This window comes from Flavobacterium sp. 2755, from assembly GCF_031455715.1.
Classification (GTDB): domain Bacteria; phylum Bacteroidota; class Bacteroidia; order Flavobacteriales; family Flavobacteriaceae; genus Flavobacterium.
The window spans coordinates 357,592-380,174 of the sequence record NZ_JAVDTG010000003.1; the positions used below are offsets into that span (position 1 = coordinate 357,592).

Genomic DNA, 22,583 nt, shown 5'->3' on the forward strand with positions numbered 1-22,583 from the left:
TCACGCCACTTGTGAATTCTTCCAAAAAATTATCGAAGATCGATTTCTAACTTAGCAATAATAACGTTCTTATATAACTCATTTTCCTCTTTTTTCTTGCATTGATACAAAAGTTCTTCCATATTTTGGAACTTATCTGAATAAACATAATAAGAAAGACTGTTTATATTAAAGAAAAAACTAGCGTTAAAATCGCCCGAATCAATAAGTTGCATAATTAGCTTATCTCGCTGCGGCGCGTCTGTAAATATACCCAAAACTAAGTAATAGCCGTTTGAAACTTCTTTAAGATTATCATAAACTTCAATCTTTATATTTTTTTCATTTTTAAACGGATTTTCTTTTAGTTCGCGTTTCATTTCTTCCAGCGAAACTGCTTTTGAAGTTTCTGCCGAACCTGATTTTTTAATTGCTTCATCCTGATATTTTTTCAGTTTAACCAAAGCCAGTTTATCATCAAATTTTCTGGCTTCCATACTATAATAAGAAGCTTTGCTGATGTGGCGTTTTACCTCGATTTGTTTTTGTGTATCCAGCGAGTCAATTTTAGAAATCAGCTGCTGGTTTTTAGCATCGCCCTGCTCCTGTTCGATTTTGTAGCGTTTGATTTCGTCTAAGGAAAGTCTTTGCTGAATCGAAGTAACATTTTTATTTTTTTCGCTTTCGCGGATTTTCTTCTTGTATTCCTGATTTTCTTCAACGGCGATTTTTTCTACTTTATTCATTAAACCGGCATACGCTTTTCGGTTTTCAGCGAGTTCTTTTTTTAACTGAGATGATAATTCGCTTGTTTTTCCAATGCTTTCGTATGATTGTTTTTCCAGACGTTTTGATTCGTCCACATTTAAAACGTCCATTCGTTTTAATTCGACCAAGTCATTATTCATTGTGTTTACTAACGAATCTAATTTTGCCATTAAAATATCCTGAACATTTTTATTGGCTTCTAAAACCAAACGCAATTTTTCAACCGAATTTTCCTTTGAACCGTTCATATTATTCAAATTAACTTTCAAATCGTTAATTTTTATAATCTTCTGATTCATTTCTTTTTGAATAACCAGTCTGTCTTTTAAATCATCAATTTCAACCGTTTTGGCTTTTGTTTTTTCAACCACAACTTGTTTTTCGGCAAGAGCCAGCATTAATTCCTCACTTTCATTTGCTGGTTTAATTTCCTTTGTATTGATAGCTAATTTATTGCCAACAATTAATCCGTTTATAATTTCGGGATTTTGAGATTCCAGCTGATCGATTGTAATTCCGTATTTTTTAGAAATCGAAAATTTAGTTTCTTTTGGTTCAACCACATGAAAAACAGTTTCCTGATTAATCACGCGAACTTTTCCGTCTAATGTTTTTCGTTTGTTTGGAATCGCAATGGTCTGTCCAATCTGCAATCCGTTTTGCAATAATTCTTTATTAAGATTTTCTAAATCCTGAACCGAAACATTATACTGTCTGGCAATGCTGAATAAAGATTCTTTTGCCACAACAAGATGTGTTGTTTTTGCAGCAGCTGTAATTTCTATTTTTGGAAGATTTGAAGCACTTTTCGGAATAATTAATTCCTGCCCAACCTGAAGTCCGCTTGCAAGAATTGGATTTGCATTTTGAATAGCTTCTACAGAAACATTGTATTTTTTAGATAAACCGTACAGTGTTTCTTTTTCGCCAACAACATGAGTAATTTGTTGCTCTTGATTTATTTTTTGTGGAGAATGAACCGGAATCTTAATAATTTGGTTGTCCTTGATTCCGTTTTGCGATTCGGGGTTGAGTTTATAAATCTCGTCTACAGAAACCTTATACTTTTGGGCAATGAAATAAGCAGTTTCCCCTTTTTGAATCTTGTGCTCAATAATTGAATCTTGCGCAGCTATTTTGTTAAAAGACAAAATAAACACAAGAGAAATCGTTAAAAGTTCTCTCATAAATAGTAGGTTATAAAAAATTAAGGCCTTACAAATGTAAGACCTTAATTTTAAAAACAATACTATTCCCACTCAATTGTTGCAGGTGGTTTTGAACTTATATCGTAAACTACACGATTCACGCCTTTTACCTTATTGATAATGTCGTTTGACACTTTCATCAAGAAATCATAAGGTAAATGAACCCAGTCAGCAGTCATACCGTCTGTTGATTCTACAGCTCTAAGCGCTACTACTTTTTCGTAAGTACGCTCATCGCCCATAACTCCAACACTGTTTACCGGAAGCAAAATTGCTCCAGCCTGCCAAACTTTGTCGTATAATCCCCAAGATTTTAATCCTTCAATAAAAACAGAATCAACGTCTTGTAAAATTTGTACTTTTTCTGGAGTAATATCTCCTAAAATTCTAATTGATAATCCTGGACCCGGGAAAGGGTGTCTTCCTAATAATTCAGGATCTATTCCTAAAGTAGCTCCAACTCGTCGCACTTCATCTTTAAAAAGCATTCTAAGCGGTTCTACAATTTTTAATTTCATATAATCCGGCAATCCACCAACGTTGTGGTGCGATTTAATTGTTGCAGATGGCCCTTTTACCGAAACAGATTCGATTACGTCTGGGTAAATTGTTCCTTGCGCCAACCATTTTACGTCTTCAATTAAATGTGATTCATCATCAAAAACTTCGATAAATACACGTCCAATAGTTTTACGTTTCGTTTCAGGATCACTGATTCCGGCAAGTTCAGAAAGAAAACGATCTCCGGCGTCAACACCTTTTACGTTTAATCCCATTCCTTTGTATTGATCTAATACATTTTGGAATTCATTTTTACGAAGTAATCCGTTGTTTACGAAAATACAGTAAAGGTTTTTACCAATTGCCTGGTTTAATAAAACCGCAGCTACAGTAGAATCTACTCCGCCTGATAATCCTAAAACAACTTTATCGTTTCCTAATTTCTCTTTTAATTCTCCCACCATTTCTTCTACGAAAGCGTTTGGTGTAAAGTTTTGAGGAACTTCGGCAATTTTAACTAAAAAGTTTTCCAGCATTTTTGATCCATCTGTAGAATGGAAAACTTCTGGATGATATTGAATTCCGTACGTTGTTTCGCCTTCAATTTTATAAGCGGCAAATTCTACGTCGTGTGTGCTTGCTAATTTTACAGCATTTATTGGAAGTGCCTTGATACTATCGCTATGGCTCATCCAAACCTGACTGTTTTCTGAAACTCCTTCGAAGAAAACTTCATTATCTTTTATATAAGATAAATTCGCTCTACCGTATTCTCTAGTATTAGAAGCTGCAACTTCACCTCCACTAAAATGAGCTAAATATTGCGCTCCGTAACAAACGGCAAGCATTGGAAGTTTACCTCTAATTTGAGATAAATCAGGATGCGGGGCATCTTCTGCGCGAACAGAAAATGGGCTTCCGCCTAAAATTACTGCTTTGTAAGCTGATAAATCACTAGGAAAGTGATTGTAAGGAAAAATTTCGCAGAATATATTTAATTCGCGAACTCTACGCGCAATAAGCTGTGTATATTGCGATCCGAAATCTAAAATAAGTACGTTGTGTTGCATGCGCAAAAATACTTTTTATATTCGAAATTGAAAAATTGATTTTTGATTTTTTTTCTTTTTAAGTTGCTAAGGTTCTAAGTCGCTAAGGTTCTAAGTTTTTTCTTAGAATATTAATTTAGTATTTAAAAGAATAAGGTTCTAAAATACCGAGAAAAACTTAGCATCTTAGAACCTCAGTATCTTAGTATCTAAAAAAAATCACTCTTTCGTAACAATAATCGTTGCCCTGAATCCTGCTGCAAGATTATTCCAATAATCATTTGTAACTAATTGGCCTTTGTCGTCGTAAACTCGGATTTCGGCTGTATTTCCACCCAAAGAACCTATGTTTAGGGCTTCAAAATCTAATTTATTAAAACCTTGGGTCAGGTTTATTTTCACATCTTTATAGCCAGAATCTAACAGAATTTGGTCTTTAATTACGATATCATTTGACGAAACTCTTACTAAATCGCCGTCGATTGCACCAAAATCACGGAATTTAATAATAAAATATTCTGATTTTGTTTTGAAATCTCCAAGGGAAATATTTTGCTTTACCAATGTACCGCGGCCTTCAAGTAATCCTGCATCTTTTAAAGCTTTATTTAAATCTTTTTCCATCTTTGCCACATATTGATCGCCTGGATTAGCAAAATCATTCTCTGTTGACATGGTAAATTTACTTTTCTCCACTCCAACTTGAAGCTGCGATTTTGGAGTTATACTCGTATTATCAAAAACATTTGGTGTTTTAATACTTGGTACATCTGTCGTTTCTGCTTGTGGATCTTTTACTTGCGGAATTGGTGTCTTTTTCTTTGCGCTAAACTTAGGTGCCGGAATTGGCTTGAATTTGGTTCCAAATTCAGTTTGTGCTGAAACAGTTACAGCAGTAAAAAACAGTATAAAAAATAAGATATGCTTCATTGAAAAGTGATTATCGAATTGGCTTTATATTTTTTTATTAGCACTCAAGTCTAGCATCGCAAAAATAGCATAAATAAGTTTGGTGCGACAACTTTAAGACTATTATAACAATATATTAGGCTAATTTTTGGAATCAAAAAACCTGCCAAAAATTCTCTTTTTTATCAAAATAAATTCCAAATTTTAAATTCCAAATTCCAAAAACATGCGTTAATTTTTTCTTTAAACCTACACATCACTTTGATAGTTAACAACTTATTCTTAACTTCAATATCTCAATTTATTTTATCTTAAAATTCAAAAAGATGGATTATATCGATTATTATAAAACCTTAGATGTTACAAAATCGGCAACTGAAGCCGAAATTAAAAAAGCATATCGAAAACTGGCCAGAAAATATCATCCAGATTTGAATCCGAATGATAAAGAAGCGGAGAAAAAATTCAAGGAAATCAACGAAGCAAACGAAGTTTTAAGCAATCCTGAAAATCGTAAAAAATACGATAAATATGGAAAAGACTGGAAACATGCCGACGAGTTTGAAAAAGCGGGTTACGATCCAAATCAACAGCAATATTCCAGACAACAACAGCAAGGCAATCAAGATTTTTCTGGTTTTGGCGGAGGTGATTTTTCGGGAAGTGATTTCTCAGATTTCTTTAATTCTATGTACGGTTCTGGACGAAGCAGTCGAAGTCAGTCTAAATATAGAGGACAGGATTTTAATGCTGAACTGCAATTAGATTTGGCTTCTGCTTACACCACACAAAAACAAAGTTTAACCGTAAATGGTAAAAATATCCGAATTACAATTCCGGCCGGAGTCGAAAATGGTCAGGTTATCAAAATTCCCGGACATGGCGGCGCGGGTGTAAATGGCGGACCAAACGGCGATTTGTATATTACTTTTATTATTGAAAACAATTCTGATTTTAAAAGAGAAGGAAACAATTTGTATTCAAATGTTGATCTGGATCTTTATACGGCAATTTTAGGCGGAGAAATTAATATCAAAACTTTTGACGGAAAGGTTAAAATTAAAGTTCCTGCCGAAACCCAAACCGGAACAAAGGTCAAATTAAAAGGAAAAGGTTTTCCTGTTTATAAAAAGGACAATCAATTTGGAGATTTATATGTGACATATAACTTAAAAGTTCCGACCCAATTATCTGAAAAAGAAAAAGAATTGTTTGCAGAATTATCTAAACTTAGAAATCATGAGTAAGAAGAACTTAATCCAAATAAAACAGTTTTGTATTTTTCACGAAATTGAAAATACTTTTATCACTGAACTTCATAATTATGGTTTAGTTGAAATTATTATAGAAGAAAATGACGAATATCTGCAGCCGGAACAACTGCCTTCTATAGAAAAAATGATTCGCATGCATTATGATTTGAATATTAATTTAGAAGGAATTGATGCCATTTATCATTTACTGAATAAAATTGAAACTCTACAGCAGCATTTGACAAACACGCAGAATAAACTCCGAATTTATGAAGAAAATCAAGCAGAATAAATCTTAAATCTCTCTTTTTAAATATCACAAAAAAGAATGATTTTCGCTGTGATTTCAACTCATAATAATTCTTTTTGACAAGCATATTTCCTAAATTGCAACGCATTAATTAACCTGAATTTGTTTTTAAAACGAAACAAAACAATTCAAAAAACCTCATAAAATGAAAAGAGAAAATATCTTAACAGGATCGCCGTGGGAAGACAAAATGGGATACTGCCGCGCTGTTAGAATTGGCAATATCGTTGAAGTTTCTGGAACTGTAGCAATTGTTGACGGCGACAAAGTAAAAGCCGACGATGCTTATGCGCAGACCTATAATATAATTGAACGTGTTGAAAAAGTTTTAGAAGATTTAAACGTTGGAATTAAAGACGTTATCAGAACTCGTATTTTCACTACTAATGTTGATACTTTTGAAGAAGTTGCCAGAGCGCATTCTGCTTTTTTTAAAGATGTAAAACCAACAACAGGTTTTTATGAAATCAGTAAATTAGTTGCTCCTGAATATTTAGTTGAAATTGAATTTACAGCTGTTGTACAGTAAATATTTTTTTTGCCACGAATTGCACGAATTTTCGCTAATTATTTTTTTGTTTTGCCACTCCCGATAGCTATCGGGATAAAGGATTTTAAAAGATTTCTTTTTAATTTTCTTCAATTAAAAACAGCATTAATTCGTAAAAATTCGTGAAATTCGTGGCAACAAAAACATCACAAAAATTAATGACTTCCCAACCTTCAAAACAAATCCTGCTTTCCATTCCTAAATGGATTATTATTTGTGCTTTAATTGGCATATTTTCAGGATCTGCATCTGTATTTTTTCTTGTTTCTTTAGAATGGGTTACACAATATAGAATTCAGCACGAGTGGATTATCTGGCTTTTACCTTTGGGCGGATTTTTAGTCGGTTCGAGTTATTATTACTGGGGAGAATCTGTAGTAAAAGGCAATAATTTATTGCTTGAAGAATATGAAAAACCTAAAAAAGTCATTCCGTTTAAAATGGCTCCTTTAGTTCTTTTAGGAACTTTATTGACCCATTTATTCGGAGGTTCTGCCGGACGCGAAGGCACTGCCGTACAAATGGGTGGCGCAATTGCGGATCAATTCACCAAAATTTTCAAATTAGATAATTCTGAGCGCAGAATTTTAATTATTCTGGGAATCAGTGCCGGTTTTGCTTCTGTTTTTGGAACTCCTTTGGCAGGTGCTATTTTTGCTTTGGAAGTTTTGTATTTCAGCAAAATCAATTTTAAAAGTATTGTACTTTCTTTTTTAGTCGCTTATGCCGCTTATTTTACAGTAGAATTTTGGGAAATAAAACATACACATTACAGCATTCCAATTGTTCCGGAACTTAGTTTTAGTACTATATTTTATACCATATTAGTGGGATTTCTTTGTGGTTTTGCTGCTTTACTATTTTCACGAAGCACCCATTTTTGGGGTTCTTTATTTTCAAAAAAAATTAAATATCCGCCGCTTCGTCCTGTTATTGGCGGAATAGTTTTAGCGATTGCCATTACAGGTTTAGGTTTTACGAAATTCTCCGGACTTGGAGTTCCCGTAATTGTCGATTCATTTTCAAACCAAAGTGAATGGTATGATTTCCTGCTTAAAATTTTATTTACAGGATTTACTTTAGGCGCAGGTTTTAAAGGTGGAGAAGTAACACCGTTATTCTTTGTTGGCGCCACATTAGGAAGTGCTTTATCCTTATTTATCCCAATGCCAATTGCACTCTTAGCCGGAATTGGTTTTGTTTCCGTTTTCTCCGGCGCAACCCACACCCCTATCGCCTGCACTATAATGGGACTGGAATTATTTGGCATCGAATCCGGAATTTTTATTGCTATAGGCTGTACAATTGCTTATTTTTCATCAGGTTCTGTAGGGATTTACAAATCACAAATTGTAAAAGGAGCGAAATTTAAATTGTACCAAAGGTTTAAGGGGAAAGAATTAGAACATTTGTAAAATAAATTTCAAATTACAAAATAAAAAATCCGTTTAAATCAGCGTTTTCGCGAAAGCGAATCAGTATCATCCGTGTGCCAATTTTACGCACGAAATTTAAATCCCAAAATATATAATCCGCAGCAAAAATATTTTCAGCATTACATTAAAAAAATGTAAATTCGCACACTATGAAAATACAAGATATTCAGGCAATTCAATTATTGCTTGCTGCTCCAAAGAAAATTGTAATAATTCCTCACAGAGGACCAGATGGCGACGCCATGGGTTCTACTCTAGCTTTATACCATTTTTTATTAAAAAACAATCACCAGCCAACCGTGATTGCACCAAACGATTTTCCTGATTTTTTGGCCTGGATTCCGGGTTCAGAAACGGTGAAAATCTTTGAAAAAGATACTGAAAACTGTACCAAAATATTAGAAGAAGCCGAGTTGATTTTTACACTTGACTTTAATGCTTTTCATCGCACAGGCGAAATGGAACATACTTTAGCAAAGCTTACTGCTCCGTTTATCATGATCGATCATCATGAAAAGCCGCACGATTATGCAGCTTATATGTATTCTGATACTTCATATGGATCGACTTGCGAAATGGTTTACAACTTCATTACCTTCTTAAATAAAAAAGAAGATATTGATAAAACCATTGCAACTTGTATCTACACAGGAATCCTGACAGATTCCGGTTCATTCCGTTTTCCGGGAACTACAGGAAACACACACCGAATTATTGCAGAATTAATCGATTTAGGAGTTGAAAACACTCAAATTCCGGTTTTACTATACGATAACAGTTCGTACAGCCGTTTGCAATTATTAGGACGTGCGCTACAAAACATGAAAGTTTTTGAAGAGCATAAAACTTCTTATACCACTCTTACTCAGGAAGAACTAGATTCTTTTCATTATGTAAAAGGCGATACAGAAGGAATTGTTAATTACGGATTAAGTATTAAAGGAATTGTTTTTACGGCTATCTTTATCGAAAATAGAGACGAAAAAATAATTAAAATTTCTTTCCGTTCGCAAGGAGGATTTGACGTAAACCAGTTTGCGCGTGACCACTTTAACGGCGGAGGCCACATAAACGCTGCCGGCGGAAGATCTGACGTTACAATGGAAGAAACCGTTAAAAAGTTTGAAGATTTAGTAACTAAACTAAAATTATAAACCAATATGAACTACTTAAAACTTAGCATTTACTCACTGCTTTTTGCAGTTTTATTGGTGAGCTGTAAACACCATGAAGAAGCACGAAGACCAATTTCGAGAGCTTCGGGTACTTTTATGAAAAAATCGGCTGACAGAAATAAAAAGTTAGTTGCAAGCGAAGAAGACGTTATCAAAAAAATCATCAAAAGCAATCCGAAAGTAAAATATTACGCTACTAAAAAAGGATATTGGTTTTCTTATGATGAAAAAACTGCTACCGAAACAGCAACTCCAAAAAAAGGAGATATTGCTTACTTCAATTTAGAAGTTAAAAACATCGACGGTACACTTATTTATTCAGAATCTGATCTTGGTCCGCAGACTTATTATGTAGACAAACAAGATATTATGATGGGATTACGCGACGGAATCAAATACATGAAAAAGAACGAAACAGTTACATTCCTTTTCCCGTCTCACATAGCATATGGATACCACGGAGACAACAAAAAAATTGGGCCTAATGAATCCTTAATTTGTACTGTTACGCTTCGTAATTTCGTTCCGGACCCGGCACAAACTACCGTTGCTCCTGCTACAGGTACGGGTACAACATCAGTAAAAACTCCAAAACCTGCAGCTGTAAAACCAGCCGCAACAACTAAAAAAGATACAATAAACCCATAAAAAACATTTTAAGAAATGAAAAAAAGTATTTTATTATTACTATTAGCCGTAAGCTCATTGTATTCATGCAAAGACGACCACAGTAATTTACCAGATGGTTTATATGCTGATATCGAAACTAATAAAGGACACATCATTGTTGAATTAGATTACAAAAAAGCGCCAATAACGGTTGCAAACTTTGTAACATTGGCAGAAGGTAAAAACGAATTTGTAACGGATGAAAAATTAAAAAAGAAACCTTTTTTTGATGGCTTAAAATTCCACAGAGTTATTGAAGATTTCATGATTCAGTCTGGAGATCCCTTAGGAACTGGTTCTGGAGATACCGGATATAAATTTAAAGATGAATTTTCAGATTTAAAATTCGACAAAGCCGGTGTTTTAGCAATGGCAAACAACGGACCTGGAACAAACAGCAGCCAATTTTTCATTACACATGTTGAAACTCCTTGGTTAGATAATAAACATACAATTTTTGGACACGTTGTTGAAAAAGGACAAGAAGTAGTAAACAAAGTAGTTCAGGGAGATAATATTGTTGCTGTAACTATTATCAGAAATGGTGAAGCAGCTAAGAAATTTGATGCTGTAAAAGTATTCCACGATTATTTTGCTAATATCGCTAAAGAACAAAGCAAATACGCTGGAGCTCAGAAAGAAAAAGTAGATTTTTATGCTTCTATAAGACCAAAAGCGACTAAAACTTCAACTGGTTTAGAATATGTAATTACTGAAAAAGGTTCAGGTAAAAAACCTGCAATTGGGACTCAGGTTTATATTCATTATGCTGGTTTCTTAGAAAACGGAACTTTATTCGATTCAAGTATTGAAGAAGTAAATAAAACTTTCGGAAAATTTGACGCAGCAAGAGCTGAGCAGCACGGATATCAGCCAATTCCTTTTCAAGCAGGAAAAAAAGACGGTTTAATTCCTGGGTTTATTGAAGGAATTGAAAAACTTTCTTTTGGAGATAAAGCAGTTCTTTTTATTCCATCTCATTTAGCTTATGGAGCAACTGGAGCTGGTGGAGTTATTCCGCCAAATGCAAATATTATTTTTGAAGTTCAATTATTAGAAAAACCGTAATTATTTTTATAATTAAATTCTTATAATTAGTTTTACAGACTTAAATTGAAAACCCAATGAAATTTAAATTTCTATTTTTATTCTGTCTGGCTGTATTAAACATTCAGGCGCAAGCAAAAAAAACTCCTACGAAAGCAAAACCAAAAACGGCTAAAACAGCTGTTGCGGCAAATCCAGCTGAAGGTATTTTTGCAACAATTTCAACAACAAAAGGAGATATAGTTCTTTCATTAGAATATGTAAAAGCTCCCGTTACGGTAGCTAACTTTATTTCTTTAGCAGAAGGAAAAAATCCTTTTGTAAAAGTAGAAAAACTTAAAGGAAAGCCATTTTATGATGGTTTAAAATTCCATAGAGTTATTGCCGATTTCATGATTCAGGGTGGAGATCCGGACGGAAATGGTTCTGGAGGTCCGGGATATTCTTTTAAAGATGAATTTGTCAGTGATTTAAAATTTGAAAAAGGCGGTGTTTTAGCAATGGCCAATTCAGGTCCTGCAACAAACGGAAGCCAGTTTTTTATCACACATAAAGATACACCTTGGTTAAACGGAAAACATACTATTTTTGGTCATGTAGTTTCTGGAATGGACGTTGTAAATAAAATTGCTCAGAATGATGTGATGACAAAAATTACAATTACCCGCAAAGGTGCTGCAGCTAAAAAATTTGATGCTGTAAAGGTTTTTAGCGATAATGAAAAAAACCAAGAAGCTAATAAAGCTGAAGAAGCTAAAAAATTAGAAATCTTAAAAGCACAATCTCAAAAAGTAGCAGCAGAAAAAGCAGCTTATTTTACAGCAACAAAAGCTAAAGCAACTACAACTGCATCTGGTTTAAAATATGTAGTTACTAAAAACGGAACAGGTGTAAAAGGTGCTGAAGGTTCTAATATCTTTTTTCATTATGCAGGATATTTTGAAGACGGAAATCTTTTTGACAGCAGTATAACTGATGTTGCAAAAGCATACGGAAAATATGATGCAAACAGAGACGCTCAAGGCGGATATAAAGCTTTTCCTTTTACTGTTGGTAAAAAAGATGGTATGATTCCTGGTTTCATCGAAGCGCTTGATTTGATGACAGATGGAGAAAAAGCAATTTTCTTCCTTCCTGCAAATTTAGCTTACGGGGCTCAAGGTGCCGGAGGAGTTATTCCACCAAATGCTACTTTGATCTTTGAAATTGAAACGTATCAAAATCAGCCTAAATAAGATTTTAAATTCTTTTTAAAATATAGTAAAGCCATCAAAATTTAGTTTTTGGTGGCTTTTTTCATTTTCTTAAATTCTGTCAAATGTTTAAAATTGAAGTCAATAACACATCCTCAATATACACATTGATAACGTTTGTATAGATTTTCTATTAATTCTTAAACAAAATAACTTACCTTTGCCGGCTTGAATTTTTTAAAATAAACAATCAAAATGTCACAAAATAACGTATTAAAAGGAGTGTTTTTAGTTGCTTTAGGAGCTACAACTTACGGAATGTTAGCCACTTTTGTAAAAATGGCTTATTCTGAAGGATATACAACTGCCGAAGTAACAACCTCTCAATTTGTACTTGGAATTATTGGTATTTTGATCATCAACGCTTTTCAAAAAGTAAAAAATAAAGAAAAAGTAGTAAAAGCTACTTCAAAGAATATATTTCATTTAATGCTTGCCGGAACTTCTTTAGGAATGACAAGTTTGTTCTATTATCTGGCTGTTAAATTCATTCCGGTTTCTATTGGAATCGTTTTATTAATGCAGACGGTTTGGATGGGCGTTTTACTTGAAATGATTTTAGAAAAAAAATTACCTTCAAAACAAAAAGTCTTTGCAGTTTTTATTGTTTTAATTGGTACTGTTTTAGCCACTAATATTATCAACAATGATATTGTACTTGACTGGCGTGGAATTGTTTGGGGAGTTTTGGCAGCAGCTTCCTTTACAACCACAATGTTTACGGCAAACCGTGTTGCAACAGGGATTTCTTCTGCTCAGCGTAGTTTATATATGCTTTTAGGCGGAGCTGTAATTGTATTTACTTTCGCATTTTTTACTCAGGTTACTCCTTTCAATCTGGCAATTTTCCTGAAATGGGGAATTGTTTTATCTTTATTCGGAACCATCATTCCGCCACTTTTAATGAACTTAGGTTTTCCATTAACCGGAATTGGTTTAGGAAGTATTGTTTCTGCATTAGAACTTCCTGTTTCAGTAATGATGGCTTATGTACTTTTGAATGAAAAAGTGATTCTTACACAATGGGTTGGAATTGTTCTTATCATTCTGGCAATCATCATTATGAATGTAAATTTCAAACGAAAAATTTAAGGTTTTTTTGCACGTTATTAAAAAAAGCTGTCTTGTAATGTAATAAGTGTTAATTTTTTTATAATTTAGTTGTAAATAATTAATTATCATGAATTTACCCTGGCATTTATATTTAATGGCGATACTTTATATTCTTGCCGGATTCAATCATTTTCGAAAACCCGGAATGTACATTAAAATCATTCCTCCATTTTTTAAAAACCCTAAAATAATCAACACATTAAGTGGGATCGCCGAAGTTGTATTGGGAATTTTGCTAATGTTTTCTCTTACAACACAATATGCCGCATGGGGAATTATTGCTTTATTAATCGCAATATTTCCTGCCAATTTATATATGTTTCAAAATAAAAAAGCGAGTTTTGGTTTACCAAAATGGATTTTATTTGTACGTTTGCCCTTACAAATCGTTTTGATAGTTTGGGCCTTTCAATATACCCTATAACAATCAAATCTATAAATCTAAAATTATTTTATTATGAAAAAATTGTTTGCAGAGTTCTTCGGAACTTATTGGCTGGTTTTTGGAGGTTGTGGAAGCGCCATTTTTGCTGCCGGTTATCCTGAATTAGGAATTGGTTTTGCAGGTGTTGCTTTAGCATTTGGTTTAACTGTTTTAACAATGGCATACGCTGTTGGGCATATCTCAGGCGGACATTTTAATCCCGCTGTTTCATTTGGTTTATGGGCTGGCGGAAGATTTCCTGCCAAAGATCTTATTCCTTACATTATTGCACAATGTATTGGTGCAATTGCTGCTGCGGGAACATTATATACAATAGCATCAGGAAAAGCAGGATTTATAATCGATAATACTAAAGCCGGAGCCTTTGCTTCTAATGGTTTTGGAGCATTTTCTCCAGATGGATATTCTTTACAAGCTGCTTTTATTGCTGAGTTTGTATTGACTTTATTTTTCTTATTGATAATTTTGGGAAGTACAGATAAATGTGCCAACACTAATTTCTGTGGAATTGCAATTGGTTTAGGATTAACTTTAATTCACTTAATAAGTATTCCTATTACAAATACTTCTGTAAATCCAGCAAGATCATTATCTCAGGCGATTTTTGCGGGAGGTGAACCGCTTTCGCAGGTTTGGCTGTTTTGGCTCGCGCCAATTTTAGGTGCTATTGCAGCAGGATTTATTTATAAGCTGCTTTTACAAAAAAACGAAGAAGATCATACTAACTAACAATCAATTTATCCAATTATGGGTTTTATATATTTTTTAATTATTGGTGCAATTTCGGGATGGCTTGCGGGTCAAATCTGGAAAGGTGCTGGTTTTGGTTTAATTGGTAATATCATTGTTGGAATCCTTGGCGGTATATTTGGAGGATGGCTTGCAGCTAAACTTGGTATTGGCGGCGGCGGGCTTCTTTGGCAGATTATAATTGCTGCAGGAGGTGCGTGGATCTTACTATTTATTATTAGTTTGATTAAAAAAGCATAAATTATTTAACCAATTATAAAATTTAAAGAGAAAATCAGATATATTTATATTTGGTTTTCTCTTTTTCTTTAGATAAAATCGAAAAAAGAAAGCTTCATTTCAACTCAAATCTAATTGGTTATGAACGAAATTATTTCTTATTTCAGCACTATTCCGTCCTCACACCGGAGTCTTATCTTAATTGGCGGGATTACACTTTTTTGGGTAATAGAAAATAATTTCCCACTGTTTCAAATGCAATATAGAAAATGGCATCATGCGGGAATCAACATCTTTTTTACCATCACCACTATTATTGTCAACTTTATTCTGGCTTTTATTTTAATAAAAACGGCCAGCTGGACAACTGAGCATAATTTCGGAATTTTACAATGGATTCCAGAAATCCCTATTTGGCTTTATACTATTATTGGTCTGCTTTTATTAGATTTAATTGGCGCTTATTTAGTTCATTTTGTAGAACATAAAATAAAGTTTTTATGGCGTTTTCATATCATTCATCATACTGATACCTGGATTGATACCACAACGGCAAACAGGCATCATCCGGGCGAGAGTGTTATTCGTTTTGTATTTACAACACTTGGTGTATTGATCGTAGGCAGCCCAATGTGGATGGTATTTTTATATCAGTCCTTATCTGTTATATTTTCGCAATTTAATCATGCTAATATTTCAATGCCAAATAAACTGGATCTTTTCCTGAGTTATTTTATAGTTTCTCCTAATATGCATAAAGTGCATCATCATTATATGCTGCCTTATACCGACAGCAATTATGGTAATATTTTTTCTGTTTGGGATAGGCTTTTTGGCACTTATACCTCTTTACCAAAAGATCAATTAATTTACGGAGTAGATACTCATATGCTTGCCGAAGAAAACAACCAATTGAAAAATTTATTGCAAATTCCGTTTCAAAAATCAAGATCAGCAAAAAACACTAAAAATCAATAAAAAAAAATATACTTGGGCGTACCAACTAATTATTTTTTTTATTAATATTGATATATAAAATGAAAATCAATCTATTAATCATTAACCCTCTATTTTGAATTAATTTTCACGAGATGAAAAAGAGTAACCGCAAAGAATTGAATTGGGAACAAACGGAAAGACTTGTTTCGTTAGCCTTAGAAGAAAGAAATCCATTTGAAATCATAAAAAAAGAGTTTGGATTGGAAGAAAAAGAAGTTCTTGAAATAATGAAGAAGAAAATGCCTCTTGAAAAATTTGAGATGTGGAAAAAGAAGGCTATAGCGAATAAACCTAAACCAAAGCCTATTAAAATTGATGATTTTGACGAAGACTTGGATGGTAAATATTATATTAAAAATAAATTTGACTAAGATTTAAAACTCCTGTTTTTACAGGAGTTTTTTTTTATTTATAACTTTTTACAATGATTTTGTAACTATTTTGTAATTTTCTAGTCTGATAGGTATAACTAAACATAAACAAATGAAAAAAATACTTTACACTTTAGCTCTTGCAGTGACGTTATGGAGCTGTAAAACAGGTAGTTCTTCAGTTTCTGAAAAAAATGTCGTAGACGTTAACATTAATCTTGTTGATGTAAAAGACGATAAAGTTTTGGTAACTGTAACGCCTCCGTCAATTAAAACTGATGAAATTATCTACAGTATTCCTAAAACAGTTCCCGGAACTTATTCTACTGATAACTACGGAAAATATTCAGAGGATTTTAAAGCTTATGATGCTAAAGGAAATGCGTTAACTGTAACCAGACTTGGCGATAATTCATGGTCGATTGCTAATGCTAAAACACTTAAAAAAATTACTTATTTAGTTAATGATACTTTTGACACTGAAAAAGGGACCGGATTTGGTAATGATGATGTTTTCTCACCTGCAGGAACAAACATCAAAGCCGGAGAAAATTTCTTAGTAAATACACATGGTTTTGTTGGGTATTTCAAAGACAAACTAGAAATTCCGTATAAAGTTACGATTACACATCCTGAAACACTTTGGGGAGCAACGTCTATGACAGATGAAGATGCAAGCAAAACAAGCGATGTTTTTACAACGACTCGTTATGCAGTTTTAGTTGAAAATCCAATTATGTATTCTAAACCAGATTACACTACTTTTAACGTTAACGGAATGGATATTTTAATTGCTGTTTATTCTCCAACAGGAAAATTTACTGCAGAAAGTATTACTCCTGAAATGAAAACAATGATGACGGCTCAGAAAAACTTTTTAGGCAAAGTAAATGCTAATAAAAAGTATACTGTATTATTGTACTTATCTAGCATGGCAAAAGACGATGCGCACGGATTTGGTGCTTTAGAACACCCAACTGCTACTACAGTTGTACTTCCTGAATCTATGCCAAAAGAAAGATTGGTAGAATCAATGAAAGATGTTGTTTCTCATGAGTTTTTCCACATTGTAACTCCATTGACTATTCACTCAAAAGAAATCCAGTATTTTGATTATAATGACCCAAAAATGTCTGAGCATTTATGGATGTACGAAGGTGTAACAGAATATTTTGCAAATCTTTTCCAAATCAACCAAGGTTTAATTGATGAGACAGAATTCTATACTCGTATTGCAGATAAAATTGAGCAGGCAAAAAAATTAGATGATACAATGTCATTTACAAAAATGAGTGCTAATGTTTTAGAACAACCATATAAAGATCAATACTTAAACGTGTACCAAAAAGGGGCGCTGATTGGAATGTGTATCGATATTATCATTAGAGAAAAAAGCAATGGTGAAAGAGGAATTCTTGATTTAATGCACAAATTATCAACTGAATATGGTGTTGAAAAACCATTTAACGATAATGAATTATTTGCTAAAATCACACAATTGACGTACCCTGAAGTTGGTGATTTCTTAAACAAATATGTAGCAGGAACAACTCCAATTCCTTACGATTTTTATTTAGCAAAAGTTGGTGTAACAAAAGCAACCGAGAAAAAAACCGGAGCTGTTTTCTTAAAAGGACAAACTCCTTATATCAAAATTGATAAGCAGACAAAAGAAATTGCAGTTCGCTCTGATGTTGAACCAAATGATTTCTTCAAGAACTTAAACTTAAAAGGCGGCGATATCATTTTAGCAGTAAACAACAAAGCATATTCTTTAGAAAACATTTACGAACTTATTGGTGTAAGTGAAAGCTGGAAAGAAAATGATCCAATTACTTTAAAAATAAAACGTGATGGTAAAGAAGAAACTATAAAAGGAACTGTAAAATTACCATTTGAAGAAACTGAAACTTTTAAAGCAACTGATGCTTCAAAAGAGAAACTTAAAAATGCATGGTTAAAAGGATAATTTCTTTTATACTTATAAAAAAAACCGACAAGTGATTGTCGGTTTTTTTTTGTCATTGCGAGGAACGAAGCAATATCATCTCGTATATCTATTCTGATTAAAACTTATTATAGTGCGGTTGCTTCGTTTCTCGCAATGACATTACTTTGTGTATAATCTTTATTTATTTCTTAACTGGAAACTTCCAGGCAAACTCATCTTTATCATTGATAATTGCACCAATCTCAAATTTTACAACCTCATCAAATTCAGTTTGAAGAATAAACCAATTGTCTTCGTTGAAGTAATTTTCGAAAGTATCAAAAGTTTCCTGAGTGTATTTTGTGATTCCTTTTGCGGCAAAATCTTTCTTTACATCAGCAATTTTTCTTCCGATTATTTTGAATCCGAAAACTTCCAAATCATTACTTGAAGCTACTAAATATCCTAATTTCAGTTCTTCTTCTTCATAAAATGTCAATCTGATTTTGTGTGCATTGTATACAAAAATCACATTATCATCTTCGTCTTTATAGTTTTTATCAGGTTTTCCTAAAGCAGCTGTAACATCATTCTGCTTCATTCCGAAAAGCAGTTTATCAATTCCTGATTTTAAATTTATTTTCATATTGATTGTCTTTATTTGAAGTGCAAATTTCGTGAAGTTTTTTGTTGTTCTGCCACGAATTGCACAAATTTTCTTGAATTTAATTTTGTTCTCTTGTCTGGCTGAACTATCCTTTCTGTCAGGCTGGGCGAAGTCGAAGCCCTTTTACGTTTATTTTTTTGCCACGAATTTCACGAATTTTCACGAATTAAATTTTATTCTCTAGTAAGTCTGAGTCCCCGTTTCTGTCAGGCTGAGCGAAGTCGAAGCCCTTTTTCGTCGTAAAAGCCCTTCGACTTCGCTCAGGGTGACATTGGTGATTACACAACACTACAATAAATAAACATCAGTGCAAACCCGTTTCATCCGCCAAATCCGTGGCCCATCTTAATTCTGATAATTCTTTTTATTAGGTTTTGCACTCATATAAAAAGTAATTTTCCCTCCATTAATAACATCTGCATGCTTCAGGAAAGGTCTCGAAATTTCTTTTCCATTCAACAAAACTTTACTCACGAATACATTTTTATCCGATTGATTTACGGTTTCAACTTCAAAGTTTTTTCCGTTTTCTAAATTAAAAATTGCTTTTTTAACCAGGGGACTTCCCAATGCATATTCATCAGAACCCGGCGCAACAGGGTAAAATCCTAAACTGCTGAAAATATACCAGGCGCTCATTTGTCCGAAATCATCATTTCCTCCTAAACCGTCTGCTCCATTTCGGTACATTTTTTTAAGAATCATTCTGATTTTATCTTGTGATTTCCAAGGCGAATCTGTCCAATTGTATAAATAAACTACGTGATGTGAAGGTTCATTTCCGTGAACATAATTTCCAATGATTCCATCTCTTGTAATATCTTCTGTATTTTCAAAATATTTGTCTGGCAAATGCATATTGAATAAAGAATCTAAACGAACTTTAAATTTTTCATTTCCTCCCATCATTTTAATCATGTCGGCAGGATCTTGCGGTACGTATAAACTATAATTCCATGAATTTCCTTCAATAAAACCTTGCCCGTGTGTATCAAGCGGATCAAATTCTTTTTTGAAAGTTCCGTCGTTTAATTTAGGACGCATGAAACCCGTTTTTTCGTCGTAAACGTTTTTATAATTCTTTGATCTTTCAATGAATTCATTATAGATATCCGTTTTTCCTAATTTCTTTGCAGCCTGTGCAATCGCCCAGTCATCATAAGCATATTCTAAAGTTTTAGAAACCGAAGCACCATTTTTATCTTCAGGAACATAACCTTTCTTCATATAAAATTCTAAGCCATCGTAGTAAGGAACTTTTGCAGTGTTAACACAAGCCTGAAGCGCTTTTTCTGCATCAAAACTAGTATTCCCTTTTACAATTGCATCTGCTACAACAGAAACTGAATGATATCCAATCATACACCAGTTTTCATTAGCATAATGCGACCATATTGGCAGCATTTTATGCACACTTTGGTCTGAATGCGCCAGCATTGAACTTACCATATCCGAGTTTCTTTTCGGCTGCACAATGTTGAATAACGGGTGCAAAGCTCTATAAGTATCCCAAAGTGAATAACTCGTATAATTTGTAAAGTTTTCGGCTCTATGAACATTCATATCAAGACCTTTGTAATTTCGATCTAAGTCCATATATTCTGTTGGCCCTAAAAAGGCGTGGTACATTGCGGTATAAAAATTCACTAAATCTTCTTTTTGAATGGTTTCAACCTGAATTTTATTCAGTTCTTTATTCCAAACTTCCTGACTTTGTTTTTTAACGCGTTCAAAATCCCAATCCGGAATTTCTTTTTTCATGTTTTCTAAAGCTCCAGCTGAACTTACCGGCGATAAAGCCATTTTTATTTTGATTTTTTCACCTTCGTTTGTATCAAAATCAAAGAACAATTTTAGGTTTTGTCCTGCCATTTCAGGGAAATTTTTCGTTTGGTCAAATCTTCCCCAAAAACCTCTGTAAACACTTTTTTCCTGTGCAGCCTGTCCGTAACTTTTGATTGGTTTACTAAAAGACATGGCAAAATAAACGGTTCTTGTTCTCGCCCAGCCATTTGTCTGACGATATCCTGTAATTAAAGTATCGTTTTCTACTCGTACAAAAGTCCAGACATTCTTTTTATCATAATTATAAATTCCTGAAGTCAAATCAAGAATAATATGCGCTTCATCTGATTTTGTAAATGTATATTGATGCATTCCAACTCTGGTTGTTGCAGTCAATTCGGCTTTAATATTGTGATCTTCCAGAAGAACACTGTAATACGCGGGTTCTGCTTTTTCAGTTGAATGTGAAAATGCAGATCTATAGCCTGATAAAGGTTTTGAAGCAACGCCTGGATTCAATTGCAATTTTCCGGTTGTGGGCATAATTAGAAAATCTCCTAAATCAGAATGACCTGTTCCGCTAAAATGGGTGTGGCTAAAACCTACAATTGTTTTGTCTTCATATTGATATCCTGCACAATATTTATAAACTTCACCATTGTATTTTCCGTTTAATCCGTAAGCGATTGTATCGGTTTCCGGGCTTAACTGTACGCTTCCAAAAGGCACTGTTGCTCCCGGATAGGTATGTCCCATTTTTGCTGTTCCAATCATTGGATCAACATATTGAATCAAATTTTTAAGGTTGTTTTCTTTTTTCTGAGCATTTGTATTTGCTGTAAAAGCAAACATTAAAGTTCCAAATGCAATAATAAAAGCAGGTTTTTGTAAAATATTCATTGGGTAATTTTCTGTAATTGTTTCGTTCAGAAAATTACGATAAAATATAGTTTTAAAAAATTTAAATTTTAAAAAAGACATGATTTTAAAACCGGATTAATCCCGAAGCCTCGGGACGGTTCTACAATATTTATTGAGCCTAACGGTTGTTTTTAAAGTTTACGTTTTAAATTTTCTTTTACCTCATCAAACCATTCGTTTTTTAAAATGCTTAAAACGATAGAATCACGACGAACATTTCCGTCTCGTGTTGGCATGTTGCTTCTTAAAACACCATCGACTTTGCAGCCAATACTTTTCATTGCCGCGATGCTGCGTTCGTTATTATTATCGGCACGAAATTCTACTCGTTCCATCCCAAGGGTTTCAAAAGCGAATTGAAGTAATAAAAATTTGCAGTGTTTGTTTAAACCAGTTCCTCTAAAAGCTGATCCATACCAAGTATAACCTAATTGTAAAGTTTTGAAATCAGGTTTGATATCATAAAAACGCGTTGAACCAGCGTATTTTTGAGATTTTTTATCGAAAACAATAAAGGGAAATTCTTTTTGGTCTTCTCTTTCTTTTATTGCCAATTGTATATAATTGATCAAATTGTCTTTTCCTTCTGCTCCAACTAAAGAATATTTCCAGGTTTCTGGTTCATTAATGGAAATTTCCAGTAAATTTTCTACGTCTGATTCCTGAATAGGACGTAGTAAAACGAAGTCGTCTTCTAAAATTATATTATCTGTGAAGCTGAAATTTGATTCGGAAACCATAATTATTTATTTTTTTGTGAATCTCTGCGAAATTTTTTGTGTGTCTTTGTGCAATCTTTATTCCACAGAGATACGCGGAGAATTCTCAAAGATTCACTAAGTATTTGATATAACTAAAATCTTATTCACTCATTTCATCATAACGCTCCGGAACCTGCGGATCGTAAAGTGGACATTTAAATTCTGCCATCAAATCTACTAATTGATTCATGGTTTTTCCTTCGGTTCCATAACAGTCAATTTTAATGCTTTGTGGAGTGGTAATAACCTGAAATGCTCCTTTTCCTGCATTATTTTTCCAACTGTTTTCATCGACTCTTTCCCATTTTGAAAAAACAGAATTAATACGATTAATAATTACCTCAACAGGAAGTTTCTCAAGGCCGTCAACTTCTTCTTTTTCAACAAGAGCTTCGTAAACCTCGTGGTGGTTCAGGTAAATTTCGTCTATATATCTCCAAAAAAGCAGTTCGTACATAATACTGGCGTTTTATAAATTGTAGAGACGCACAGCAGTGCGTCTTTCGTAATGTTAG

The 22,583-nt window shown here is 33.5% G+C and carries 22 protein-coding genes; 15 read left to right on the forward strand and 7 right to left on the reverse strand.

What is annotated here, in order from left to right; translation table 11 throughout:
* Positions 1-29: 29 nt before the first annotated feature.
* The 3 genes from J2Y38_RS08860 to J2Y38_RS08870 form a co-directional block, all read right to left on the reverse strand.
* Complete coding sequence (locus J2Y38_RS08860) at positions 30-1,934, reverse strand: LysM peptidoglycan-binding domain-containing protein (protein WP_309841362.1); 1,905 nt, start codon at positions 1,932-1,934, stop codon at positions 30-32.
* Between the two features lie 62 nt (positions 1,935-1,996).
* Positions 1,997-3,526, reverse strand: coding sequence for a glutamine-hydrolyzing GMP synthase (guaA, locus tag J2Y38_RS08865; RefSeq protein WP_309841363.1), 1,530 nt, complete (start codon positions 3,524-3,526; stop codon positions 1,997-1,999).
* Between the two features lie 198 nt (positions 3,527-3,724).
* The gene (locus J2Y38_RS08870; protein ID WP_309841364.1) at positions 3,725-4,435 is read right to left on the reverse strand and encodes a hypothetical protein; all 711 of its coding nucleotides are present in this window, start codon (positions 4,433-4,435) and stop codon (positions 3,725-3,727) included.
* A 305-nt stretch (positions 4,436-4,740) separates the two neighbouring features.
* Here J2Y38_RS08870 and J2Y38_RS08875 point away from each other — a divergent pair, with 305 nt between their 5' ends.
* The 15 genes from J2Y38_RS08875 (at position 4,741) to J2Y38_RS08945 (ending at position 17,973) form a co-directional block, all read left to right on the forward strand.
* Positions 4,741-5,661 (forward strand): J domain-containing protein, encoded by a 921-nt coding sequence (locus tag J2Y38_RS08875; protein ID WP_309841365.1) that lies wholly within the window; start codon positions 4,741-4,743, stop codon positions 5,659-5,661.
* A complete protein-coding gene (locus tag J2Y38_RS08880; RefSeq protein ID WP_309841368.1) occupies positions 5,654-5,959 on the forward strand; it encodes a chaperone modulator CbpM in 306 nt (101 codons plus the stop codon). The genes J2Y38_RS08875 and J2Y38_RS08880 overlap by 8 nt, the downstream gene beginning before the upstream one ends.
* Before the next feature lie 163 nt (positions 5,960-6,122).
* Positions 6,123-6,506 carry a RidA family protein gene (locus J2Y38_RS08885; RefSeq protein WP_053474087.1) on the forward strand — a complete coding sequence of 128 codons (384 nt, stop codon included), beginning with the start codon at positions 6,123-6,125 and terminating at the stop codon, positions 6,504-6,506.
* A gap of 179 nt (positions 6,507-6,685) precedes the next feature.
* Complete coding sequence (locus tag J2Y38_RS08890; RefSeq protein ID WP_309841370.1) at positions 6,686-7,942, forward strand: voltage-gated chloride channel family protein; 1,257 nt, start codon at positions 6,686-6,688, stop codon at positions 7,940-7,942.
* A 170-nt stretch (positions 7,943-8,112) separates the two neighbouring features.
* Complete coding sequence (locus J2Y38_RS08895; RefSeq protein ID WP_309841372.1) at positions 8,113-9,117, forward strand: bifunctional oligoribonuclease/PAP phosphatase NrnA; 1,005 nt, start codon at positions 8,113-8,115, stop codon at positions 9,115-9,117.
* 6 nt (positions 9,118-9,123) lie between these two features.
* Entirely contained in the window at positions 9,124-9,786 is a 663-nt protein-coding gene (gene gldI / locus J2Y38_RS08900; RefSeq protein WP_309841373.1) for a gliding motility-associated peptidyl-prolyl isomerase GldI, read from the forward strand.
* Positions 9,787-9,801: 15 nt separating this feature from the next.
* Complete coding sequence (locus J2Y38_RS08905; RefSeq protein WP_309841374.1) at positions 9,802-10,875, forward strand: peptidylprolyl isomerase; 1,074 nt, start codon at positions 9,802-9,804, stop codon at positions 10,873-10,875.
* A 56-nt stretch (positions 10,876-10,931) separates the two neighbouring features.
* Positions 10,932-12,089, forward strand: coding sequence for a peptidylprolyl isomerase (locus J2Y38_RS08910; RefSeq protein ID WP_309841375.1), 1,158 nt, complete (start codon positions 10,932-10,934; stop codon positions 12,087-12,089).
* A 213-nt stretch (positions 12,090-12,302) separates the two neighbouring features.
* Positions 12,303-13,199, forward strand: a complete 897-nt coding sequence (locus J2Y38_RS08915; protein ID WP_291152686.1) for an EamA family transporter — start codon at positions 12,303-12,305, stop codon at positions 13,197-13,199.
* Positions 13,200-13,287: 88 nt separating this feature from the next.
* Positions 13,288-13,644: a DoxX family membrane protein gene (locus tag J2Y38_RS08920; protein ID WP_309841378.1), complete on the forward strand. Its 357-nt coding sequence runs from the start codon at positions 13,288-13,290 to the stop codon at positions 13,642-13,644.
* 33 nt (positions 13,645-13,677) lie between these two features.
* Positions 13,678-14,394, forward strand: coding sequence for an aquaporin Z (gene aqpZ / locus J2Y38_RS08925; RefSeq protein ID WP_309841381.1), 717 nt, complete (start codon positions 13,678-13,680; stop codon positions 14,392-14,394).
* An 18-nt stretch (positions 14,395-14,412) separates the two neighbouring features.
* Entirely contained in the window at positions 14,413-14,655 is a 243-nt protein-coding gene (locus J2Y38_RS08930; protein ID WP_309841384.1) for a GlsB/YeaQ/YmgE family stress response membrane protein, read from the forward strand.
* Positions 14,656-14,775: 120 nt separating this feature from the next.
* The gene (locus J2Y38_RS08935) at positions 14,776-15,612 is read left to right on the forward strand and encodes a sterol desaturase family protein (RefSeq protein WP_309841387.1); all 837 of its coding nucleotides are present in this window, start codon (positions 14,776-14,778) and stop codon (positions 15,610-15,612) included.
* 113 nt (positions 15,613-15,725) lie between these two features.
* A complete protein-coding gene (locus J2Y38_RS08940; protein ID WP_053474100.1) occupies positions 15,726-16,004 on the forward strand; it encodes a DUF2805 domain-containing protein in 279 nt (92 codons plus the stop codon).
* 112 nt (positions 16,005-16,116) lie between these two features.
* On the forward strand, positions 16,117-17,973 hold the full coding sequence (locus J2Y38_RS08945; RefSeq protein WP_309841392.1) for a peptidase M61: 1,857 nt from the start codon (positions 16,117-16,119) through the stop codon (positions 17,971-17,973).
* 163 nt (positions 17,974-18,136) lie between these two features.
* Here the strand turns inward: J2Y38_RS08945 and J2Y38_RS08950 are convergent, their stop codons facing one another.
* From J2Y38_RS08950 to J2Y38_RS08965, 4 genes are all read right to left on the reverse strand, one after another.
* Positions 18,137-18,580 (reverse strand): hypothetical protein, encoded by a 444-nt coding sequence (locus tag J2Y38_RS08950; protein ID WP_073482759.1) that lies wholly within the window; start codon positions 18,578-18,580, stop codon positions 18,137-18,139.
* Between the two features lie 366 nt (positions 18,581-18,946).
* Positions 18,947-21,286 (reverse strand): GH92 family glycosyl hydrolase, encoded by a 2,340-nt coding sequence (locus tag J2Y38_RS08955; RefSeq protein WP_309841395.1) that lies wholly within the window; start codon positions 21,284-21,286, stop codon positions 18,947-18,949.
* Positions 21,287-21,438: 152 nt separating this feature from the next.
* The gene (locus J2Y38_RS08960; protein WP_309841398.1) at positions 21,439-22,047 is read right to left on the reverse strand and encodes a GNAT family N-acetyltransferase; all 609 of its coding nucleotides are present in this window, start codon (positions 22,045-22,047) and stop codon (positions 21,439-21,441) included.
* Positions 22,048-22,168: 121 nt separating this feature from the next.
* Positions 22,169-22,525, reverse strand: coding sequence for a hypothetical protein (locus J2Y38_RS08965; protein WP_073482762.1), 357 nt, complete (start codon positions 22,523-22,525; stop codon positions 22,169-22,171).
* Positions 22,526-22,583: the final 58 nt, after the last annotated feature.